The organism is Akkermansia sp. RCC_12PD (assembly GCF_036417355.1).
Classification (GTDB): Bacteria; Verrucomicrobiota; Verrucomicrobiia; order Verrucomicrobiales; family Akkermansiaceae; genus Akkermansia.
Window position 1 is genome coordinate 2895156 of record NZ_CP143889.1, and the last position, 21696, is coordinate 2916851.

General features: G+C 59.7%; 17 protein-coding genes. 4 read left to right on the top strand and 13 right to left on the bottom strand.

All coding sequences use genetic code 11. The features are described from left to right. The 4 genes from V3C20_RS12215 to V3C20_RS12230 are packed head-to-tail and all read right to left on the bottom strand — an operon-like array spanning position 1 to position 6231. Positions 1-2220 carry a VWA domain-containing protein gene (locus V3C20_RS12215; RefSeq protein ID WP_130082684.1) on the bottom strand — a complete coding sequence of 740 codons (2220 nt, stop codon included), beginning with the start codon at positions 2218-2220 and terminating at the stop codon, positions 1-3. Continuing rightward, positions 2217-4274 (bottom strand): BatA and WFA domain-containing protein, encoded by a 2058-nt coding sequence (locus V3C20_RS12220; protein ID WP_130082683.1) that lies wholly within the window; start codon positions 4272-4274, stop codon positions 2217-2219. The genes V3C20_RS12215 and V3C20_RS12220 overlap by 4 nt, the downstream gene beginning before the upstream one ends. A 28-nt stretch (positions 4275-4302) precedes the next feature. Further along, positions 4303-5184: a DUF58 domain-containing protein gene (locus tag V3C20_RS12225; protein WP_130082682.1), complete on the bottom strand. Its 882-nt coding sequence runs from the start codon at positions 5182-5184 to the stop codon at positions 4303-4305. A 51-nt stretch (positions 5185-5235) separates the two neighbouring features. Further along, positions 5236-6231, bottom strand: coding sequence for a MoxR family ATPase (locus V3C20_RS12230; protein ID WP_130082681.1), 996 nt, complete (start codon positions 6229-6231; stop codon positions 5236-5238). A gap of 157 nt (positions 6232-6388) precedes the next feature. On the opposite strand from V3C20_RS12230, the gene aroE reads away from it, so the two are divergent. The 4 genes from aroE (at position 6389) to V3C20_RS12250 (ending at position 9568) form a co-directional block, all read left to right on the top strand. Continuing rightward, a complete protein-coding gene (gene aroE / locus V3C20_RS12235) occupies positions 6389-7321 on the top strand; it encodes a shikimate dehydrogenase (RefSeq protein ID WP_130082680.1) in 933 nt (310 codons plus the stop codon). Then, entirely contained in the window at positions 7314-8339 is a 1026-nt protein-coding gene (locus tag V3C20_RS12240) for an A/G-specific adenine glycosylase (protein ID WP_130082679.1), read from the top strand. The genes aroE and V3C20_RS12240 overlap by 8 nt, the downstream gene beginning before the upstream one ends. After that, positions 8336-8914 (top strand): leucyl/phenylalanyl-tRNA--protein transferase, encoded by a 579-nt coding sequence (aat, locus tag V3C20_RS12245; RefSeq protein WP_130082678.1) that lies wholly within the window; start codon positions 8336-8338, stop codon positions 8912-8914. Before V3C20_RS12240 ends, aat begins: the two co-directional genes overlap by 4 nt. Before the next feature lie 90 nt (positions 8915-9004). Continuing rightward, the gene (locus tag V3C20_RS12250; RefSeq protein ID WP_130082677.1) at positions 9005-9568 is read left to right on the top strand and encodes a four helix bundle suffix domain-containing protein; all 564 of its coding nucleotides are present in this window, start codon (positions 9005-9007) and stop codon (positions 9566-9568) included. 51 nt (positions 9569-9619) lie between these two features. On the opposite strand, the gene V3C20_RS12255 is transcribed toward V3C20_RS12250, so the two are convergent. The 9 genes from V3C20_RS12255 to scpA form a co-directional block, all read right to left on the bottom strand. Continuing rightward, the gene (locus V3C20_RS12255) at positions 9620-10177 is read right to left on the bottom strand and encodes a hypothetical protein (RefSeq protein WP_330935388.1); all 558 of its coding nucleotides are present in this window, start codon (positions 10175-10177) and stop codon (positions 9620-9622) included. An 82-nt stretch (positions 10178-10259) separates the two neighbouring features. After that, positions 10260-13004 carry a pyruvate, phosphate dikinase gene (gene ppdK / locus V3C20_RS12260; RefSeq protein ID WP_130082676.1) on the bottom strand — a complete coding sequence of 915 codons (2745 nt, stop codon included), beginning with the start codon at positions 13002-13004 and terminating at the stop codon, positions 10260-10262. A gap of 213 nt (positions 13005-13217) precedes the next feature. Beyond that, positions 13218-13697, bottom strand: coding sequence for a hypothetical protein (locus V3C20_RS12265; protein ID WP_149873732.1), 480 nt, complete (start codon positions 13695-13697; stop codon positions 13218-13220). A 182-nt stretch (positions 13698-13879) separates the two neighbouring features. Continuing rightward, entirely contained in the window at positions 13880-15418 is a 1539-nt protein-coding gene (locus V3C20_RS12270) for a glucose-6-phosphate isomerase (RefSeq protein ID WP_162851512.1), read from the bottom strand. A gap of 23 nt (positions 15419-15441) precedes the next feature. Continuing rightward, complete coding sequence (locus V3C20_RS12275; RefSeq protein WP_130082673.1) at positions 15442-16530, bottom strand: tetratricopeptide repeat protein; 1089 nt, start codon at positions 16528-16530, stop codon at positions 15442-15444. A 94-nt stretch (positions 16531-16624) separates the two neighbouring features. Continuing rightward, positions 16625-17518, bottom strand: coding sequence for a class I SAM-dependent methyltransferase (locus V3C20_RS12280; RefSeq protein WP_130082672.1), 894 nt, complete (start codon positions 17516-17518; stop codon positions 16625-16627). A 689-nt stretch (positions 17519-18207) separates the two neighbouring features. Further along, complete coding sequence (locus V3C20_RS12285) at positions 18208-18471, bottom strand: hypothetical protein (RefSeq protein ID WP_130082671.1); 264 nt, start codon at positions 18469-18471, stop codon at positions 18208-18210. Between the two features lie 4 nt (positions 18472-18475). Beyond that, positions 18476-19267 (bottom strand): hypothetical protein, encoded by a 792-nt coding sequence (locus V3C20_RS12290; protein ID WP_330935389.1) that lies wholly within the window; start codon positions 19265-19267, stop codon positions 18476-18478. 273 nt (positions 19268-19540) lie between these two features. Beyond that, entirely contained in the window at positions 19541-21685 is a 2145-nt protein-coding gene (scpA, locus tag V3C20_RS12295; protein WP_130082669.1) for a methylmalonyl-CoA mutase, read from the bottom strand. Between the last annotated feature and the right edge of the window lie 11 nt (positions 21686-21696).

Below are 21696 nucleotides of genomic sequence, written 5' to 3' on the forward strand. Positions count from 1 at the left end.
TTACAGTAATCCGTTGCGGCGGCGCACCCACCAGTACAGGGCCGGAAGCACGGCCAGCACCAGCAGGACGTACCAGCGGTTCCAGAGGGGGAAGAAGGCTTCCTCCCTGCTCGTGTAGTCGGGCGGCGGTTCCATCATGGCTGGCAGGGTTCCGTCCAGTTCTTCACGGGACAGGCGGCGGCCCCCGGTCAATTCGCTCATGGAAGCCAGAAAAGCCGGGTCCGCATCCAGATTGTCCCGTTCTCCCGGCGGTTCGGGAACATCCAGACAGACGTCCGGCATGGGGGAAGCGCCGCTCCCCGCCATGCGTGCGCGGAGAATGTAGCGGCCCGGTCGGGGGGAAGTGAACACGCCGTTCCAGCGGGGCAGCCCCCCGCGGGAGGCGTCCTGCCGCGCGGCGGCTGAAAAGATGGTTTTTTCCGGATTCCTGATGTCCGCCACTTCAACGGACACCCCGGACGGGCGCCCTCTGCCCCTCCAGCTCATGGAGAAGGAGACGGGAACGCCAGGTTCCACGGAAGTGCGCTCCACATGCAGGGAAAGGTCATAGCCGGGGAGGAATTCGGCCGCCGTCTGCATCCACGGCAGGAACTGCCCCCAGAAATCCTCATACCAGTTCCCCAGCCTGAGTGCCTCCGGGAAAAAGTCCCACTTCCACAATCCGTCGCCGTTGATCATGCCCGCGGCGCCCATGCCCACTCTTTTGACGGCCAGCAGGGGAATGCGGCCGTCCGGGGACCGGGCCACTACCCGCGTGCCGGGGAAAATTCTTTCCACGTCCCAGGAATCCTCAAGCGGCGGCAGAGAACGCCACACGTCGGCCCCGGTCCCCGGCAGCACGACGCCGAACAGGCCGTCCTTCACCCCTTCCGGGGACGGGGTGAGCTGGTGGTCACCCGGGAACGGCGCCTTCCAGGCGAAGGGTTCCAGGGCTTCCATCTCCGGAAAGCGGCCCGCATACGACTTGCCGCGCGCAAAAACGAGCAGGCCGCCGTAATCGCGTACAAAGGAATGCAGAGCGGCGGCGCGCGCCGGGGTGATGATCCGTTCCGCCCCCTTGCCCAGAATAACCATGTCAAAGCGCAGGAAATCCTCCAGGGAGGACGGGATGGACTCACCGTCCGCCTTCGCGCCGGTTTCCTCCCCGGTGTTGATGCTGTAAAAACGCTCCTGGGTCAGCATGTGGATGGAGCGGACGTCGAACGAAGGCTGGCGGCGCAGGAACTGGGCCAGGAATTTGCTGTCCCAGTACGGGGCTCCCTCCGCCATGAACACTCGGATGCGCGATCTCATGGCTTGTACGGAAAAAAGGGCTTCATGGCCTTCCGGTCCGGATTCGTCGCCGGGCACGGCATCGCATTTCAAGGAAAAATGGGCCGATTTGGGCGGGCATTCCAGAGTGAAATTCACTACGGCGTCCGCATCGTCGGCCACATTGACCACCTTCCTGTCCAACACCCTACCCCCGGCATCCAGCAGGGACACGGCGGTCTGGACGGCACCCAGCTTCCTGTTCCTCACCCGCGCGGACGCCTGAACCGTATTTCCGGGGAAGGAGTGAATGATGGTCTTGGTCGCTTCCAGCGTCAGGCGGGGGGCCTCCCACTTCTCTCCGTAGCACAGGGTATGGACCGGAACTCCCAGATTCCCGGCCTCCCGTGCCAGCCTTCCCAGATGCGCGGGCTCCGTGTCCCTGCCGTCGGAAAGAAGGATAAGGCCGGAAGGGGCGCGCCCTCCAGAGCGTTCATCCTCCAGCAAGGCGGCCAGGGAGCGGGACAGGGGGGAGGAACTGCCGTCCGCCTCCACACGGGCGAGTGCTCCCGCATCCGGCAGGATGGAGGAAGAATCTTTCACAGAAACCCAGCGCACGTCCACGCCGTCCGGCACCAGGCCGGCGATGGATTTCAGGTCCCTGCGCGCGGCATCCACCCGGGAACCTCCCGCACCGGAGGACTGCATGGGGGAGGTCATGGAGGAAGAAGCGTCCAGAGCGACGATCCAGACGGGACGGGAATGCACCGTCAGCGTTTCCTTCCTGCCCGGATTGGCAAGCAGGAACAGGGTTCCTGCAATTCCGGACAGGTAGGCCGCGGACACGAGCATGCGGGTGCGCGGGCGGAAACTCCGCGTGCCGCGCGCCAGAAGAAAACAGAACAGGACCAGGCAGGCCGCGGCAACGACGCCCAGCCAGCCCCAGGGAATGACGGGTTCAAAGATCATGATTGCGCCTCCTTTCCATCACGGACCGTCCGGACAGGCAGGGAGGAAAGCCGGAGTTCCAGGGCAAGAAGAAGAACGGCCGCCCCCAGCAGCCACGGCCACAGAGGTATTCTGCCCGTTACTTCCACCAGTTTTCCGGAAGCCGTGACGACAGCCGCGGATGCGGGCAGGTTCCCCGCCGCCAAGGTTTGCAGGTTGGATTCCCCCGCCGGGAAATTGACTACCTGGGTATGCAGAGGCATTCCGGCAGCATGACAGCCGCTCCACACGTAGGTTCCGGGAACGGCGGGAGTCATGGAGGAAAGAAGGCGCTTGCCGGAAGAAAGGCGGGATTCCTTGCACAGAAGTTCCGCACCGTCCGGCCCGGTCAGAACCACGTCCGCGGCATCCAGCGTATCCGGCAAAATCCAGGAAGGAAAGTCCCTGCCCGGCTCCGGAGCGGCTTCCCCCACCCCCTCCTGGCGGGATTTCAGCATGGCTTCCGCCAGGAACGGGAGGAAAAGGGGGGATTTCCCCCAGTCCGCATCCATGGACTGGACCGGAACATTCCACAAAACAAGGGCTCCCCGCCCCTTCGCCCTTCTGGCAATGGCCGGAACCCCGTCTTCATAGCGGACGAGAACGCTGACCAAATCATTCCAGGAATCCGGAGCCAGCCCTTCGTTCAGGCGCCGGAACACGCGGGCATCCAGGGGGGAGGCCGCGTCCCCTCCGCGGAACAGATCGAACACGGGGTCGTCCGGCAGGGCGGCATTCAAAGTCCAGCCTTTTCCCGTCTTCTCGTATTCGGAAAAGGTCCTGGGGCCGTCCGGAAGGCCCATGAGGGCGTTTGCCACGGCATCCCCGGAAAAATCAGGCACGGCCACAATGACGGAACCGGCCTCCGCCAGCGCCTCCATCTTCTTCAAATCCTCTTTTTCCGGCTTGTTCCAGACAATGAAATCCGGCTGTTCCCTCCCCAGCCCCCCGGCGGACTGGACATCCAGAAATGGAATGAACCGGAGAGCCTTCATCATGAAACCGAGCTGCGCCTCGTCCTGCGTTACGGCGTCGCACTCCAGGGAAGCTCCCACCCTGACCACCGTTCCGGCGGTATCGTCCGCAGGGAACGCATCATGGTCCAGCGTGACGAAAACGGGCCATTCCTCCACGGAACTTGGAACTTGCGCCTGGAAGGAAACCGTTTCTTTGGCTCCCGCGGGAATTTCAGCCGTACGGGAAGCCCGCAAGGAACCGGCCTCCAGATGGGCCGTGACGCGTACGGGCTGGGAACCGAAGTTGGAAAGAACGGCCTGCACCGTTACGGACTGCCCGGGAAGCACCGTGGCGGGCATCACCTTCAGGGAAGTCACGGCCGTGTTGGGAAGACATTCATGGACCGCCACCTGAATGCACCGCACGTCCAGGTCCGGAGGAAAAGCCTTCTCCCAGTCCACTCCGCTCCAGTTGGACGACTGGAAATCGGAAAGAATGTAAACGGAGGTGGGACGCGTGGAAGCCGTCCGTGCCGCCTGCTCCACGGCCAGGGCCAGCGCGGCGGCGGTATTGGCCGCCTCCGGCCTGCTGTGGATGCGCTGAAGCTCCCTGTTCACCAGGTCATGGGAGGGCATGGGCTCCCGGAACAGGGCGGCGGGGGCCGCATCCGCCCAGATGAGGTTCACTAGGTCCCCCCTTTTCAGATCCGACATGATTTGTCCGGCAAAGACACCCGCCTTGGAAATGCGGGATTCCTGGCCGTCCGCCGCGGACATGGAAGCGGAACGGTCCACCACCAGAATGACGGAGCGGCTGCCCTGCTCCTCCATGCTCCTCCCGGCCATGTAGGGAAGCAGGAACGCCGCCGCCAGACAAGCCGCCGCCAGTGTCCGGACAGCCAGAAGCAGCCAGTCCTTGGGCCTTCTCAGGCGCACATGGCGCTTCACCGCCCTGCGCAGGAAAATCAGGGAGCTGAATTCCCGTTCCCTGGGCCTGCTGCGGGCAAAAAGATGCACCAGCAGCGGAACGGCCGCCGCGGCCATCAGCCAGAACAGGGGGTTGGAGAAAAACAGGTTCATGGGGAAAGGAAATCGGGAGAGGAAAAGATCAGCCTGCCAGTTGGTCGAAAAGGCCGTAGTACGGCTCCCTGGTGGTTGCGGACATGAAGGCCACGCCCCTTGAAGCGGCCATGGAACGCAGGACCTGACGGTGGCGCATGAAATCGCGCTGGTAGTCCGCACGCACGCTGGCCGCGTTCAGCACCAGGCGGTCTCCCGTCTCCATGTCCCGGTAGCGGACGGCGCCCTGGTCCCTCAGGGAAAGTTCGCCGGGGTCGAGAACCTGGATAAGGATGATCTTGAATCCCCGGTGCAGGTAGGGATTCAGTGCGTGGAAAATGGAGGCGGGGTCGTCCAGAAAATCAGAGACGACGACCAGCGTCCCCTTCCTGCGGAGAAGCCCACGGGAACGCTCCAGCGCGGCGCTGACGGAGGTGAGGCCGCCCGGCGTGTTGTGTTCCAGCCGGTTCAGTATCTGGTCCAGGTGCTTCATGGATGAACCGGGAGGAATGAAACTGCGTATCTTTTCATCAAACAACTGGAGGGAAACCATGTCATGCCCCCGCACTACCAGCCACGCGAAACAGGCGGCAAAAAAAGAGGCGTACTCCAGCTTGCTCATGGGGCCGAGGTCCCGGAAGCCCATGGACGCGCTGCTGTCCACCAGCAGATGGCATTCCAGATGCGTCTCATGTTCAAACGTCTTCAGATAATGCCTGTCCGTACGGGCATACACGCGCCAGTCCACCATGCGGACGTCGTCCCCCTGGGCATACTGGCGGTACTCCAGAAAGTTGCTGGAAGCCCCCCTGCCCCTGGCGCGGTGGCGGCCGGACATCCACCCTTCCACCATCATTTTGGCGGCAAAACGGTAGTTTGCCAGGCGCCGCACGTCTTCGGGACGCAGATATTTGTGGCTCGTTTCGCTCATGAGCGGTCTTCCGGATTGAAAAAAGGAGCGGAAGCGGGATGCTGCGGCAAGTTACAGGGATTCCTGCAATCTGCCCAGAATGTCTTCCACGGAAACACCTTCCCCGGTGGCGTTGTAATTGGGAATCAGGCGGTGGCGCAGAACGGGCCGCATCACTTCCCTGACTTCCTCCACGGAAACGGAGGTCTGGCCGCGCAGCAGGGCCAGCGCCCTGGCCGCCCTCAGCAGGCACTGGGAGGCGCGGGGACCCGCGCCCCACGCCAGATAGGAGCGGATGTAATCCGGCGCGGAAGCGGATTCCGGCCTCGTGCTCTGCACCAGGCGCACGATCGCCTCATACACGTGTTCGGGCACCGGAATCTCCGTGACGGCATTCTGCAGGGCGATCACCTGTTCCGCATCCAGCAGGACTTCCGGCTCCGGCATGGCCAGGCCGCCGGTGCGCCGCAGGATTTCCACTTCCTGCGCGGCATCGGGATACTTGATCAGAATCTGGAAGAAAAAGCGGTCCAGCTGGGCTTCCGGCAGGGGATAGGTGCCTTCATGCTCCAACGGGTTCTGCGTGGCGTACACGACAAAGGGTTCCGCAAGCGTCCGCGTCTTTCCGGCCACGGTGACCTGCTTTTCCTGCATGGCCTCCAGCAGGGCCGCCTGGGTCTTGGGGGGAGTGCGGTTGATTTCGTCCGCCAGCAGCAGGTTCGTGAACACCGGGCCCGGCACATACTCGAACGCCCGGCTGCCGTTTGCGGCAGTCTGTAAAATCTCGCTGCCCAGAATATCCGGCGGCATCAGGTCAGGCGTAAACTGGATGCGCTTGAAATCCAGACCCAGAATCCGGCCCAGCGTGCCGACGAGCAGGGTCTTCGCCAGACCGGGAACGCCCACGATCAGACAATGCCCGCGGCACAAAAGAGAAACGAGCATTTGATCCACCACATCCTCCTGCCCCACGATCACCTTGGCGGCTTCTTCCCGGACGGACGCCACAACAGCGCGGATACGCTCCCAGTCCGAGAAAACGGGTTCTTGTTCTTCAGTATTTATCATAAAATAGTTGGTAGAAATCTCCATCAGATTCTCATAACCATGTCCCCTGCGTCAATTCCATAATGGAAAAAATCAATGATATGCGTTTGCCTTGAAATCCGGCGGGGTTTCCGCCATAATATAACCTGAACGCCAGCCTCCGTTCCTCTATCTTTCCATGAAACCCTATTACACCCTGGCCGATCTTCTGGATGAAGAAAACCCGATTAACGCCGGCGAATCCGTTCCCGCCGGACTGGCCGTCATCGGCTTCCCCATCGCCCATTCCAAATCCCCGGCCATGCAGCAGGCCGCGCTGGATGCCGCGGGCATCAAGACGCGCTACATACGCATTCAGGCGTCTCCGGAAGAATTCGCGGACGTGGTGCGCCTGATCAGGGACAAGGGATTCATCGGCGCCAACGTAACCGTTCCCCACAAGCAGGCCGCCTGCGCGCTGTGCGACGATACGGATGCCCTGTCCCGCGCCACGGGGTCGGTCAACACGCTCGTCTTCCAGAAAGACGGCTCCATCACCGGATTCAACACGGACGGGCCCGGTTTTTCCCGCGCCATCCGGGAGGAATTCTCCGTGGACCTAAGGGATTTGAAAATCGTTCTTCTGGGCGCCTGCGGAGGCGCCGGACTGGCCCTGGCCTACACCTGCGCCATGCAGCGCTGCGAACGGCTGACGCTGGCCGGCAGGTCGGAGGACAAACTCCAGGACCTCAAGAACAGGCTGAGCTCCTTCTTCATTGACGAAAACAGGCTGGAAGGGGCGTCCGACCGCCTGGCTGCCCACCTGAACAACACGCCGCGCTTCAATGCGGCCCTAGAGGATGCCGACCTGATTGTCAACGCCACGGCCCTGGGCCTGAAACCTACGGACCCGTCCCCCGTGCCGTCCTCCCTGTTTTCCGCGCACCATCTGGTATATGACCTCCAGACGCATAATGACGCCTTCCAGATGGAAGCCCGCTTCCAGGGAGCCAGAACGGCCAACGGCCTTTCCATGCTGATTCACCAGGGCGCTCTCTCCTTTGAACGCTGGTTCGGCGTCAAGCCGGACGTAGCCGTCATGCGCCAAGCTCTTGAAAGGAAAGATGCCTGAGACCGCCCCTACCTTCGACATTCAGGCCTTCCGGAACGCCCTGGTGGAATGGTTCAGGCGGGAGGGAAAAGACTACCCGTGGCGGCGCACGGAAGATCCATGGCACATCCTCGTCTCCGAGCTGATGCTCCAGCAGACCACCATCCCCACGGTGCTGGGCAGGTATGAACTCTGGATGCACCGCTTCCCCACTCCGCACCACCTGGCCGCGGTGGACGAACAGACGGCCCTGCGTTCCTGGGAGGGTCTGGGGTATTACCGCCGCGTGCGCTCCCTCCAGGCCATTGCGCGGGAAATCGTCACTTCGTTCGGCGGAACATTCCCCTCCGACAAGGAAGGGCTGAAAAAGCTTCCCGGCATCGGCCCGTACACGTCCGGGGCCCTGCTTTCCTTCGCCTTCAACAAGCCGGCCCCCATCGTGGACGCCAACGTGGCGCGCGTGCTGTCCCGCATAGACAACTATTCCACGGCCGTGGACTCCACGGAGGGACTGAAATATTTGTGGGCGCGGGCGGAAGAACTGGTGGACCCGGATCATGCGCGGGAATTCAACTCCGCCATCATGGAACTGGGGCAGACCTATTGCCGGATCAGCGCGCCGGACTGCCTGCTCTGCCCCGTGCGCTCCTTCTGTACGGCGGAACGGCCGGAAACGCTGCCCGTCAAAAATCCCAAGCCGGAAATCACGCGGGTGGAGCACCACGACATCCTCTACATCCGCAATAAATCCATCCTGCTGTCCAAATGTCAGGAAGGCGAACGCCACGCGGGCATGTACCGCTTCCCCCAGCGGGACGACGACCACACGCTCTCCCTGCCCCATCTGCTGAAACAGACCTACAGTGTGACCCGCTACCGGGTCACGCGCTATATCCACCATGTGACGGACGCCCCCGCTTTAAGACCGGAGGAGGAACTGATCCCGCTGGAAAAAGTTCATGAACTGCCCATGGCCTCCCCGGACCGCAAGGCCCTGAATTCCGCCGCACTCGGCAAACTGCTGGACAAGATCAAATGACTTCCGGCCTGACACCTGAACTCACTCTCTCCGCTTACTGCCAGGGATGCTTCCCGATGGCGGATCCGTCCACCGGGGAAATTTCCTTTTATGAACCGGACCCGCGAGCCCTGATTCCCCTGGACGAGCGCTTCCACATTCCCCACGGCCTGCGCCGCACCCTGCGCAAAAAACCTTTTGAAATACGGATGGACACGGCTTTTGCGGAAGTCGTCCATGCGTGCGCCCGGACGGACCGGCCCGAAGAACAGTGGATAGACGGCCAGATTGAGGAAGTGTACGGCAAACTCCATGAAATGGGATTTGCACACAGCGTGGAATGCTGGGATGGAGAAGGACTGCAAGGCGGCCTGTACGGGATTTCCCTGGGAAAGGCGTTTTTCGGGGAAAGCATGTTCCACCGGAAAACGGACGCCAGCAAGATAGCGCTGGTGGCGCTGGTGCAGTACCTGCGGGCGCACCAGTTCCTTTTTCTGGACACACAGTGGACGACGCCGCATTTGCTGAAATTCGGCACGTATGAGGTGCCGGCCCGGGAATACCGGGAAATGCTGAAACGGGCGCTGGAGGGGTAAAAGGGGCGGCGGCTTTAATGGACTTAATGGACTTAATGGACTTAATGGACTTAATGGACTTAATGGACTTAATGGACGGAAGGGACAAGGATGGACAACGGATTTATTCCCAAACACGGAGGTTACAAAAATCTGGTTGTTTACCGGATTGCAGAGGTCATTTATGATTTCACCTTCCGGTTCTGTAACAAATACGTAAAAAATCAGGGACGAACGTATGACCAAATGGTTCAGGCGGCACGTTCCGGCATGCAGAACATCGCGGAAGGAAGCGTGGATTCGGGCGTCAGCAAAGCATCTGAATTGAAACTCACCGGAATCGCTAAAGGAAGCCTTCAGGAGCTAAGGGAAGACTATAGTTCCTACATGCGCCAGCGGGGGCTGGAACAATGGAAAAACAACAGTCCTTATGCACAGGAACTGATTAAAGCCAGATTTTCTTCAGCACAGGAAGTCATCCGCTGGGTAGGAATACACAAGGAGTTCCGGCCCGACCACTTTGGAGCCAATGCGGCGATTATCCTCATCAATGTGGCTCTTGGCCTTCTCACGAGGCTGATCCAGACTCAGGAACGGGATTTCCTGCAAAACGGCGGCATTCGCGAACGCATGACCCGCGCCCGTTTGGAACAGCGCAAGCGCCGGGACAAGTAACCCATCATAGGAGGGATACCTCACCCAATCCACCCAGTCCACCCAGTCCACCTAGTCCACCCAGTCCACCCAGTCCACCCAGTCCACCCAGTCCACCCAGTCCACCCAGTCCACCCAGTCCACCCAGTCCACCCAGTCCACCCAGTCCACCCAGTCCACCCAGTCCACCCAGTCCACCCAGTCCACCCAGTCCACCCAGTCCACCCAGTCCACCCAGTCCACCCAGTCCACCCAGTCCACCCAGTCCACCCAGTCCACCCAGTCCACCCAGTCCACCCAGTCCACCCAGTCCACCCAGTCCACCCAGTCCACCCAGTCCACCCAGTCCACCCAGTCCACCCAGTCCACCCAGTCCACCCAGTCCACCCAGTCCACCCAGTCCACCCAGTCCACCCAGTCCACCCAGTCCACCCAGTCCACCCAGTCCACCCAGTCCACCCAGTCCACCCAGTCCACCCAGTCCACCCAGTCCACCCAGTCCACCCAGTCCACCCAGTCCACCCAGTCCACCCAGTCCACCCAGTCCACCCAGTCCACTCTGTCCACCCAGTCCACCCAGTCCACCCAGTCCACCCAGTCCACCCAGTCCACTCTGTCCACTCTGTCCATTAAGTCCATTCCCCCTCCCTATCCACAAAAAAGCCCGCGGCTCCGGAGAGCCACGGGCTGACTTTTAACCCTTAACAAAGACTTACGCCTGTTCCAGAGCTGCCTGGGCGGCGGCCAGACGGGCGGTCGGGACGCGGTAGGGGGAGCAGCTCACGTAGGTAAGGCCGAGCGTATTGCAGAACTTGACGGAGGCGGGGTCGCCGCCGTGTTCGCCGCAGATGCCCAACTTGATGTCCGGGCGGGTGGAGCGGCCAAGTTCCACGGCAATCTTCATGAGCTTGCCGACGCCTTCCTGGTCGATGGAAGCAAAGACGTTTTTCTTGATGATTTCCAGTTCCTGATACTGCGGCAGGAAGGAGCCGGAGTCGTCGCGGCTCATGCCCAGGCCCGTCTGGGTCAGGTCATTGGTGCCGAAGGAGAAGAACTGGGCGGTTTCCGCGATTTCGTCAGCCGTGACGGCGGCGCGCGGAATTTCGATCATGGTGCCCACAAGGTAGTCCACCTTGGCGCCCTTTTCCTCGAACACCTGCTGGGCCACCTTGTCGATGATGGCTTTCTGGATGTCCAGTTCCTTCTTGAAGGCCACCAGGGGAACCATGATTTCAGGCACCACGGCAAAGCCTTCTTCCTGGGAGACTTCCACAGCGGCTTCAAAGATGGCGCGGGCCTGCATTTCCGTGATTTCCGGATAGGCGATGCCGAGACGGCAGCCGCGGTGGCCGAGCATCGGGTTGAACTCGTGGAGTTCAGCCACGCGGCGCATGATGACTTCCACGGGCATGCCGATCTTCTGGGCCAGGTCAAGCTGCTGTTCCTTCGTCTGGGGCAGGAATTCGTGCAGGGGCGGGTCCAGCAGGCGGATGGTGCCCGGCAGGCCCTTGAGCGCCTTGAAGATGCCCTTGAAGTCGCCCTTCTGGTAGGGAAGGAGCTTGGAAACGGCCGCCACGCGGTCGCTCTTCTTGGTGGAGAGGATCATTTCACGAACGAAGTCGATGCGGTCCCCTTCAAAGAACATGTGCTCCGTACGGCAGAGGCCGATGCCCGTGGCGCCGAAGGCGAGGGCGGCTTCCGTCTGCTTGGGAGAGTCCGCGTTGGTGCGCACCTTCATCTTCGTGCAGTCGTCGCACCACTGCATGAGCCTGGCGAAGTTCTGGTAGGTACGGCTGTCTTCCGGCTTCATGGTCTTGGAGATCAGAACCTGGATGATTTCAGAGGGGGAGGTTTCCACCTTGCCGGCGTACACCAGGCCGCTCGTTCCGTCAATGGACATGTAGTCGCCTTCGTTGAAGGTCATGCCGCCAACGGTGACGGTGCGGTTGTTGTAGTCCACGATGACTTCGTCGGCGCCGCAGACGCAGACCTTGCCCATCTGGCGGGCGACGAGGGCCGCGTGGGAGGAGACGCCGCCGCGGGCGGTCAAAATGCCTTCCGCGGCGATCATGCCGCGCAGGTCTTCCGGAGAGGTTTCCAGACGGACCAGGAGAACTTTTTCACCGTTGTCCGCGGCTTCCACGCAGCGTTCTGCGTTCAGGTAGATGCGTCCGGTGGCGGCGCCGGGGCCGGCGGGAAGGCCGCGGGTGAGCATCTTGGCCTGCTTGATGGCCTCGCGGTCGAAGATCGGGGTCAGGAGCTGGTCCACCTGGTCCGCAGGAATACGGCGCACGGCGGTTTTCCAGTCGATCAGGCCCTGCTCCACCATTTCACAGGCGATGCGGAAGGCGGCCACGCCGGTGCGCTTGCCGTTGCGGGTCTGGAGCATGTACACGGTGCGGTCCTGGATGGTGAATTCGAAGTCCTGCATGTCGTGGAAGTGGTTTTCCAGCACTTCGCGGATACGCATGAGTTCATTGAACGCGGCGGGCATCACGTCGTGAAGGGCTGCCACGGGAGCGGGCGTACGGACGCCAGCCACCACGTCTTCACCCTGGGCGTTCATCAGGAATTCGCCGTAGAATTCGTTTTCGCCGGAAGCGGGGTTGCGGGTGAACGCCACGCCGGAACCGGATTCTTCACCCGTGTTGCCGAATACCATGGCCTGCACGTTGACGGCGGTGCCCCATTCGGAGGGAATGCCGTATTTCTGGCGGTAAACGATGGCGCGGTCATTGTTCCAGGAACCGAACACGGCGCCGATGGCGCCCTGGAGCTGTTCCCACGGGCATTCCGGGAATTCATGGCCGGTGCGTTCCAGCACCAGCGCCTTGAAGCGGGAGACAAGTTCCTTCAGGTCGTCCGCGGAAAGCTTGGTGTCTTCCACGTCGGCGCTGCCGTAGCGTTCTTCCTTGATGGCGGCAATGGCGGCTTCAAAGGGTTCGTGGTCTTCATCCGGGTTCTTCTGCACGCCCAGCACCACGTCGCCGTACATCTGCACGAAGCGGCGGTAGCAGTCCCACGCAAAGCGGGGGTTGCCGGTGGCCTTCACCATGGCTTCCACGGATTTTTCATTCAGGCCGAGGTTCAGAATCGTATCCATCATGCCGGGCATGGATTCCCGGGCGCCGGAACGCACGGCCACCAGCAGGGGCATGGCTTCCGTGTCGCCGAACTTGCGGCCCAGGATTTGTTCCATCTTGGCAACGCCTTCCTTGATCTGGGCGTCAAGCTGGGAGGGATAGGTGCAGCCGTGGTCGTAGTAATAGGTGCAAACTTCCGTGGTGATCGTGAATCCGGGAGGAACAGGCAGGCCGATGCGGGCCATTTCCGCAAGGTTGGCGCCCTTGCCGCCCAAAAGATTTTTCATGCTGCCATTGCCGTCAGCGGACCCTCCGCCGAAGGAATAGACGAATTTGTCAGTGGATGCGCTGCACGCGCAGGAATTGGTGGACATATCGATTGTTGTAGTCGAATTAATGATTCTGCCCCAAAGCCGGCCGCATGAGTCAACAAGAGACCCAAAAGCAAGTTGGGGTCGAGTAAAGATGCCCGGCGCACCCGCCTTTGTCAACTCGAAATTGTAAGGAAAACAAAAATGTTTTTCAGTTTTTTTGGGGAAAAACAACGCAGCCAAAAAACTTTTTCCGAAGCGTCAGAACCGGAATTTTCATTCCTCCCAGTATTTCCATTCTCTATTTTCCCAGACGGCCCGGAATTTCTTCCGGTCAGACTCATCGGGTTCATGATAGAGGATATTCACCGGAATTTCCACGTAGTAGGTTCCGCCCGTCCAGTACAGCAGCGGAATCAGGATGCCAGGTATTTCGTAACTCCGCGTGCGAGAGACAACCATGTTCCCCTTCATCTGCATGTTGACGACGTGGGCGGAGCTGCTTTTTCTGAGAGGAATCCCCCGGATGTCCCCGCTGACCGGTTCATAGTCTACGTCTGTAGAGAACACCAGAATATTGGAACTGATATTGCCATACCCCGCCACGCGGCAAGCCTTTATCGCTTCCTGACGCAACTCTTCCCTGGCCGTGAAAGAGAGATCGGAAGGGATATAGATTTTCATGGGATTTTCCTGCGTGATGGCGCAGGATGCAAGAAGGAGGGAAGCCCCCCCGAGGAGAAGAACGGATTTCATGACTATGAGAGAATAGAGAGGACAGGAGAGTACGATGGAACTAATGTTTTGACGGACGAATGAACGCTTTTCGGTCTTCAGGAACCACGGAGGCGGATTCATAGGGTGATTGTTTTAATAAATAAAAAGCGGACACTTATCAACCAGATAAGCGTCCGCCGGAAGGAATATGTTTTTTATTTTTACGCCTTGCAGAAGGTGTCTTCATCCGCACAGGAGGACTGGACCCACTTGACGGAGGAATCACTGGAGGCGATATGCACCAGGCAGTGGTACACGGCTTCCTGTTCGGCATCCAGCCGGACGGCCACCTGCGCGGCCGTTTCCGGAGCGGAGCCGATGGCTTTCCGGACTTTCCCCAGCAGGGCCAGGAAGGTTCCGGCGGCTTTTTTGCCGGCTTCCACGCCGGGCTGGTGGTAGGCGTTGATGTTCACCAGGGACGCATAGAAGGAAACGGCGCGCTCAAAGAGGGCGATCAGCATGCCGAGCGTTTTGGCGTTCACTTCCGGAATGGAAATGGTGATGGAGGAACGTCCGGATTCCGCAAGAGCCTGGCGCGTACCGCGCAGGAAGCCCTGGAGGAAGTCCCCGCAGGTGGCGCCCGCTTCCACTTCCACCGCGTCCGCGGAGCATTCCCGCACTTCAATGAAGGTGGCGAAGAAGTTGTTCACGCCGTCGCGGAGCTGCTGCACATACGCGTGCTGGTCCGTGGAACCCTTGTTGCCGTACACGGAAATGCCCTGGAAGACTTCATTGCCGTCCAGGTCCAGCCTTTTGCCGAGGGATTCCATGATGAGCTGCTGAAGGTATTTGGAGAAAAGCACCAGGGCATCCTTGTAAGGGAGGACCACCATGTCCTTTTCCCCTTTGCCGCCGGTGGCCTTGTACCAGGCCAGGGCCAGCTTCATGGAGGCGTTGCACTTCACGCATTCCCGGCGTGTCTTTTCATCCATCAGGCGCGCGCCTTCCAGCATGGCGTCCACGTCCACGCCCTGCAGAGCGGCGGGAACAAGGCCCACTACGGACATGACGGACGTTCGGCCGCCCACCCAGTCTTCCATCGGGAAGCGCTTGAGCCAGCCTTCCGCTTCCGCCGTCTTGTCCAGTTTGGAGCCCACGCCCGTAATGGCTACGGCTTGCGCGGCGAAGTCCAGCGCGTGCTTGTTGAAAAAGTCCTGGGCCACCATCATGCCGTTGCGTGTTTCCGGAGTGCCGCCGGACTTGGAGATGACCACCACCAGCGTTTCTTCCAGAGGCAGGGATTCCAGCACGCGGTACATGCCGTCCGGGTCCGTATTATCCAGGAAGAACATGTCCAGCCCCGCGGCGGGAATGGCGTCGGCCACCAGTTCCGGCCCTAGGGCGGAACCGCCGATGCCGATGACGAGGGCCGCGGAGTATTGTTCCGCGCGGGGAGGGGCGATCCTGCCGTCCAGCACGTCCCGTCCGAAGTCCTTGACGTCCGCCAGAGGGCCGTCAATGGCGGCTTTCAGTTCGGGAGTGGGAGCCAGGGCGGAATTGCGCAGCCAGTAATGGCCCACCATGCGGCCTTCGTCCGGGTTGGCGACGGCGCCGGATTCCAGCGCCTTCATGTCGGCGAAAGCCTTGTCGATCCTGCCCTGCATGGAGGACAGGAAAGCGTCGTCCAGCGGCAGTTTGGAAAAATCAAGGGAGATACCCATTTCCGGGTAGCGAACGAGTTGTTGTGCGTATAGGCTCATGATAGTAATAGAGTGAGAAAGAATTATTTAAGTTTTTTAAGCACGCTTTTCGCCTGCACGTCATCCTGGTCCGCCGCCTTCTGGAACCATTCCCTGGCCTTGGCCGCGTCCTGCTGTACGCCGAAGCCTTTCTGGTACATGATGCCCATGTTGTACTGTTCGGAGGCATAGCCTTCTTCGGCAGCCCTCTTGCGGCGGTTGAGCTGTTCCTTCGCCTCCGCGGGGGACAGGCCCACGGCCCGCGCCGCGTCCGGCCAGGTGTCGCCGTATTTCATGGCGGACGGGGCATAGGCGGCGGCGGCGGCCTTGCGGTTCAGTTCATCGGCCTTTTTCTTGTCCCGCTTCACGCCGTATTTGCCCAGGTCATAGAGAAACGCCATGCCCCAGTAACCGCGGGGACTGCCCAGTTCCGCCGCCTGCTGGAAGCATTCAAAGGCGTCCTCATATTTTTTGGTTCCCATGGAACGGACGGCATCCGCAATATGAAGTTCCGCCTCTTTCAGATCAGGGAATTCCGGAATGGCGGCCCATTCCCTCTTCAACTCCTCCCGGTCCCTCTTGGATTTGGGAGGCATGCCCGCCGGACCGGAAAGGCGGAATACGGGGAAGTACCCCTCCATGGCCCCCATGTTCCCCAGGCCGGACATTAAAAACACGCTGGGAGCCACCCTCCACATGTGCATGTACAGGATGCGCCCTTCCTGCAGGGAATCCTTCGGCAGCCATTCCGGCATGTTGGAAGGTTCCCCGTACTTTTCCGTCAGGCCCACCAGCAGGGCCTTGTAGGCTGATTTGAGCCTGGTTTCATATTCGGCACCCTTGAATTTGCTGCGGGAGTAGAAAACGACGCCGCGCAGGCCGCCGGAAGGGTCGTAGTCAAAATTCAGGGAAAAGGTCTGGCCGCCCACGGGCTGCCTGGTCTTGAACACGCCGTTCAGCCCGGTGCGCCCCAGCAGGGCGTCCGTAGGCGGCCCTTCAATCCGCTTGCTCTGCCTCAGCGCTTTCAGCACCTGGTCCTTGTCCATTCCCGTCTCCAGATTCTCATAAAGGGCGGCAAAGAGATGCGGGCACGCGAACGCAAGAATACTGATGACACAGACTAGTTTTTTCATATAAGAAGCAATGGGCGGTTTCCTATCAAAGGGGCATGGTTTTCAAAAGAATAAAATGCGTCAGCGCAGGTGAGGAAAATTTTTCATAAAATATTCACTTCCAGTCCACCCACAGTCTTTTCAGATAATCCTCCCCCGTAAAGTCCGCAGGCATGGGATCATGGGTGAGGCGGGCCCCGGGAGCGGCGGCCTCCACCATCCTGCGGAAGTCGGAATGGCTCAGCTTGCGGCAATTGCTGGTGCACAGCATCCAGCCGTCCCGCTCCAGGCATTTCCGCGCCAGGGAGACGAGTTCACCGTAATGGGATTCCACCCGGAACACCCCGCCCCTGTCGTCCCGAGAAAAAGTGGGGGGGTCCAGAATGATGCCGTGGAAGGTTCGGCCCTGTCTGGCGAACCGTTCCAGCCAGTGAAGCACGTCCCCCTTGCAGAAGTACTGGCCGGCGGGGTCCATCCCGTTCAGCCTGAAATTTTCCCTGGCCCATTCCAGGCACGGCTGGGCCAGGTCCAGTGTAGTCGTCTGCGCGCCGCCCAGGGCGGCATAAACGGAAAAAGCCCCCGTGTAGGCGAAGGTGTTCAGCACTTTCATGCCCGGCCTGCTCCGTTCCCGCACCCGGCGGCGGTGGTCGCGCTGGTCCAGAAAGATTCCCTGGGAGTAACCCGCGGACATGTCCAGCCTGAACAGAACGCCCTGTTCCTCCGCCTCAAATTGCAGGGGAAGGACCGGTCCGGCAATCTGGATGGGCACCTCCTTCTGATTCTGTTCCAGACGCTTGTTAAATACGGGAACATCAAGTCCAGCGAGCTCCTTCCTCAAATTCACGGGAACGGCACAGTCACGCGTGGAAACCAGAATGCGATCTCCCAGGCGGTCCACAAACACGTCAGGATAGCCATCCCCTTCCCCGTCAATCACGCGGAAAATATCAGTACGCGGGGGAATCAGTCCTTTCTTGTATTCCAGGCAATGGCGGTACGTGCGGCTCACGGCACGGAGAGACTACGGAATTTGACCGCCGGGGGCAATGGCAAAAGCAGGGAAAATGGATTCTGAAACAATCTTCTCGTGCCGGCAGAGAAAACCATGTTCCGCACACCATCCATTTCCCCGGATTATTCCGGGGCATGCCGCCAGCCGGGCGGAATGCTTTCCATTCTTCTCCATGCGGCCCCCGCCACTTTTACACTGAAAAACTTCCTCTTAATTCTGAAAAAATAATTGAAAAATAGTCACTTATTTAAAATTCCAACAAATTCATAAAGCACAAGCAGAAGATATCATCCCTTTCCCGCATGAAAAAATATTCCTTGCATCCTTTTTTCTGATACCCTCCCTTTTTTCTGCCGTCCCGGCGGCAGACGGCAATCCCCCCGGAAACAAGAAGATAAAAATAGAGAAGATCTACTGCGGAGACAGAACTTTTTCCTTCAAGCTCCCGGTGGAAGGAAAAATCCTCACGCCTCTGGAAGTTGAGGAAGGGGAAACCATCTTCATCGGCGTCCATTCAGGCAAGCCCTGTCCGTTTTAAGATTCTGCCGTTTCCACCAAGGATGAAAAACTCTCACAGGGAAATCTGGATACCCATGAAATTTCCGTGCTTTTATCCCGTTATCAGCCACCCACGCCATGAAGGCGGCCCGGCACATGATCCGGAAATATTTCCGAACATCAACCGTTTAGAGGACGGCTCCTTTAAAGCCCGTTCCAACCGCTGAACGGCGACCTGCCTTCCGGGGACGCAGCAAACAGCCGGAGAAGCTTTGATTTTTTTTGAAGGAAGAGCTCTTCCGGCAGCCCCTCTTCAAATCGAGCAATGAAGTTTCCAAGCGCATTTTATCCTGTCTTTCCTGAATAATTTCCTGCGGAAATTCCTGTAAGAACAACGTTTCCTTTCTTCTCCTCCCGGTATATTTGGCGCCTTCCGCGACATCGGGCAGCACGGAATTATTCCCAGATATGAGTAAGGCATCTTTTTCCCCGTCTCGTAAATATCACCCGGTCCGGGAATATCAGGGTCTGCGCCGACGCACCATCAGAACGGCCACGCCAAGCACCCCCAGGGATGCCGCAGCCGGTTCGGGAACCACGGAGAAGGCCATGGCCGCCACACCGGCTTTCTGCCCCCCCAATGCGAAAATCAAGCGTGTCCGATGTTGCCGTTCCCGTCCATTTGACCAGCGTCAGCTTGTTGTTCGCAAAAGAAGGAACTGCAGAGAACCCCGTTCCATCCGTGGCGGCGTATTCAAAGGAACCCGTTCCTCCGGTGACGGTTGTAGCTCCGGGAGTAACAGCTATACTGGAAACGAACATATAAAAGGTTATGGTGTCCCCTGCCGTCAATCCGCCTAGCTGGACGGAGGATGTCGTGGAACCGCCGGCTCCGGGATTCATGAATGTAGACAGCGCTCCATAGTCGAAAGAACCAAGGGTATTGACCAAGTCCGTCATCGCGGCCTCGTTCTGGTAATAGGCGTAATAAGGGGGGTCTCCTTCTCCGGGAGTGATGGCAGTGACATTGGTGTTAAAGAAGTTCCCGCCGCTTTTAACGATTTTAAGCGTGTAGGGAGTACCGTTTCCCGAAGCATCCTGAAGCTGCAATTCAGCCGCGCTGTTGGACGTATACTGATTCATGCCGGGCCTTCCCGTGCCGTCCCTGTACACATCCACCAAGACGGAAGCCGCCTGTGCAAGGGGAAAAAACCCTCCGGCCATAAGTAAAAATAATGTTTTCTTCATGGTTTCCAGCTTTTGTGAAAGATGAAAACAAATGTAGGGATTTTGAATCCGAAACACGTCATAAATACTATTTTTTCATATTCTTACGAAAAAAACACCCCCGTATAGTCGGGGTGAAGAACCAAGCTCCGCACCTCTTGTTTATTTTTATAACTTTTTATTTTTCATCTTTTCTTGTTGACACCGGATTCAAAATCCGCGTTGAGTAAAAAAGAGGCCGGATCAAATGATCCGGCCTCTGGTTTTCAATTTGTTCCGCGAACAGCGTTTTCGTTAGTCGGCGTATTGTTCGTTGAGGGCTTCCATGATTTCCTTGGAGGCTTCCGGAATATTCGTACCGGGGCCGAAGATGGCTACGGCTCCGTGTTCCCTGAGGAAGTCGTAGTCCTGGGCGGGAATGACGCCGCCGCAGAAGACCATGATGTCCGGACGCCCCTGCTTCTGGAGTTCTTCCACCAGGGCGGGCAGAAGCACCTTGTGGCCTGCGGCCAGGGAGCTCATGCCGATCATGTGCACGTCGTTTTCAATCGCCATTTTGGCGGTTTCCTCCGGCGTCTGGAAGAGCGGGCCTACGTCCACGTCGAAGCCGAGGTCGGCATAGGCGGAGGAGACCACCTTGGCGCCGCGGTCGTGGCCGTCCTGGCCCATTTTGGCAACGAGGATGCGGGGACGGCGCCCCGTGCGTTCGGCGAAGTCGTCCGTCATCTTGCGGACTTCCTCCACCAGCGGATCTTGACCATAGGATTGTGCGTACACGCCGGTAATGAGTTTAATTGGAGCTTTGTGCCGCCCGAAGTGCTTTTCCAGGGCGGAGGAAATTTCACCCAGAGAGGCGCGAGCCTTGGCCGCCTTGATGGCGAGGTCAAGGAGGTTGCCTTCTCCCGTACGGGCGCATTCGGACAGGGCTTCCAGCGCGGCTTCGCACGCAGCGGAGTCGCGTTCAGCACGCAGTTTCTGCAGGCGGGCGATCTGGGCGTCCCGGACGGTGGTGTTGTCCACTTCCAGAATGTCGATTTTTTCCTCCTGCTCCAGACGGTACTTGTTGACACCGATGATGGGCTCCTTGCCGGAGTCAATGGCCGCCTGGCGGCGGGCCGCGGCTTCTTCAATGCGCATCTTGGGCAGCCCGGTTTCAATGGCCTTGGCCATGCCGCCGAGTTTTTCCACTTCCTGAAGGTGGGCCCAGCCCTTGCGGATGAGCTCGTTGGTGAGGTATTCCACGTAGTAGGAACCGCCCCACGGATCGATGACCTTGCAGATGGTGGTTTCATCCTGCAGGTGGAGCTGGGTGTTGCGGGCAATGCGGGCGGAGAAGTCCGTCGGCAGGGCGATCGCCTCGTCCAGGGAGTTGGTGTGCAGGGACTGCGTATGGCCGCAGGCGGCGGCCAGGGCTTCAATGCAGGTGCGGGTCACGTTGTTGAACGGGTCCTGCTCCGTGAGGGACCAGCCGGAAGTCTGGGAGTGCGTGCGCAGGGCCAGGGACTTCGGGTTCTTGGGGTTGAACTGCTTGATGAGCTTGGCCCACAGCACGCGCGCGGCGCGCATCTTGGCCACTTCCATGAAGTAGTTCTTGCCCTGGGCCCAGAAGAAGGAGAGGCGCGGAGCGAAGGCGTCGATGTCAATGCCGGCCTTGATCCCGGTGCGCACGTATTCCAGGCCGTCCGCAAGCGTGTAAGCCATTTCCAGGTCCGCCGTGGCGCCGGCTTCCTGCATGTGGTAGCCGGAGATGGAAATGGAGTTGAACTTGGGCATGTACTTGGAGGTGAACTCAAAGATGTCCGCAATGATCCGCATGGACGGGTCCGGCGGATAAATGTACGTGTTGCGCACCATGTATTCCTTCAGGATGTCGTTCTGGATCGTCCCGGAGAGCTGGTCCAGCGTGCAGCCCTGTTCCTGGGCGGCCACGATGTAGAAGGCAAGCACGGGCAGCACGGCGCCGTTCATGGTCATGGAGACGGACATTTTGTCCAGCGGAATGCCCTTGAAGAGGATTTCCATGTCCAGGATGGAGTCCACGGCCACGCCGGCCTTGCCCACGTCGCCCACCACGCGGGGGTGGTCGGAGTCATAACCGCGGTGCGTCGCCAGGTCGAAGGCGATGGAAAGTCCCTTCTGACCGGCCGCCAGGTTGCGGCGGTAGAAGGCGTTGGATTCCTCCGCCGTGGAGAAACCGGCATACTGGCGCACCGTCCAGGGACGCGCCACATACATGGTGGCGTAAGGTCCGCGCAGGTTCGGGGCCACACCGGCGGTAAAGTCCAGGTGCAGGCAGTCGTCATACACGCTCTCGGAATAGGTGGGCGGCACGGGAATTTGTTCATTGGTCACCCAGGTTTCCGTCTGGGTGGCCGGGGACTGGCCGCCGGCCTTGACTTCTGGATAGGCGGCGGTTGCAAAGTCGGGAATATTGCTCATATGATGAAATT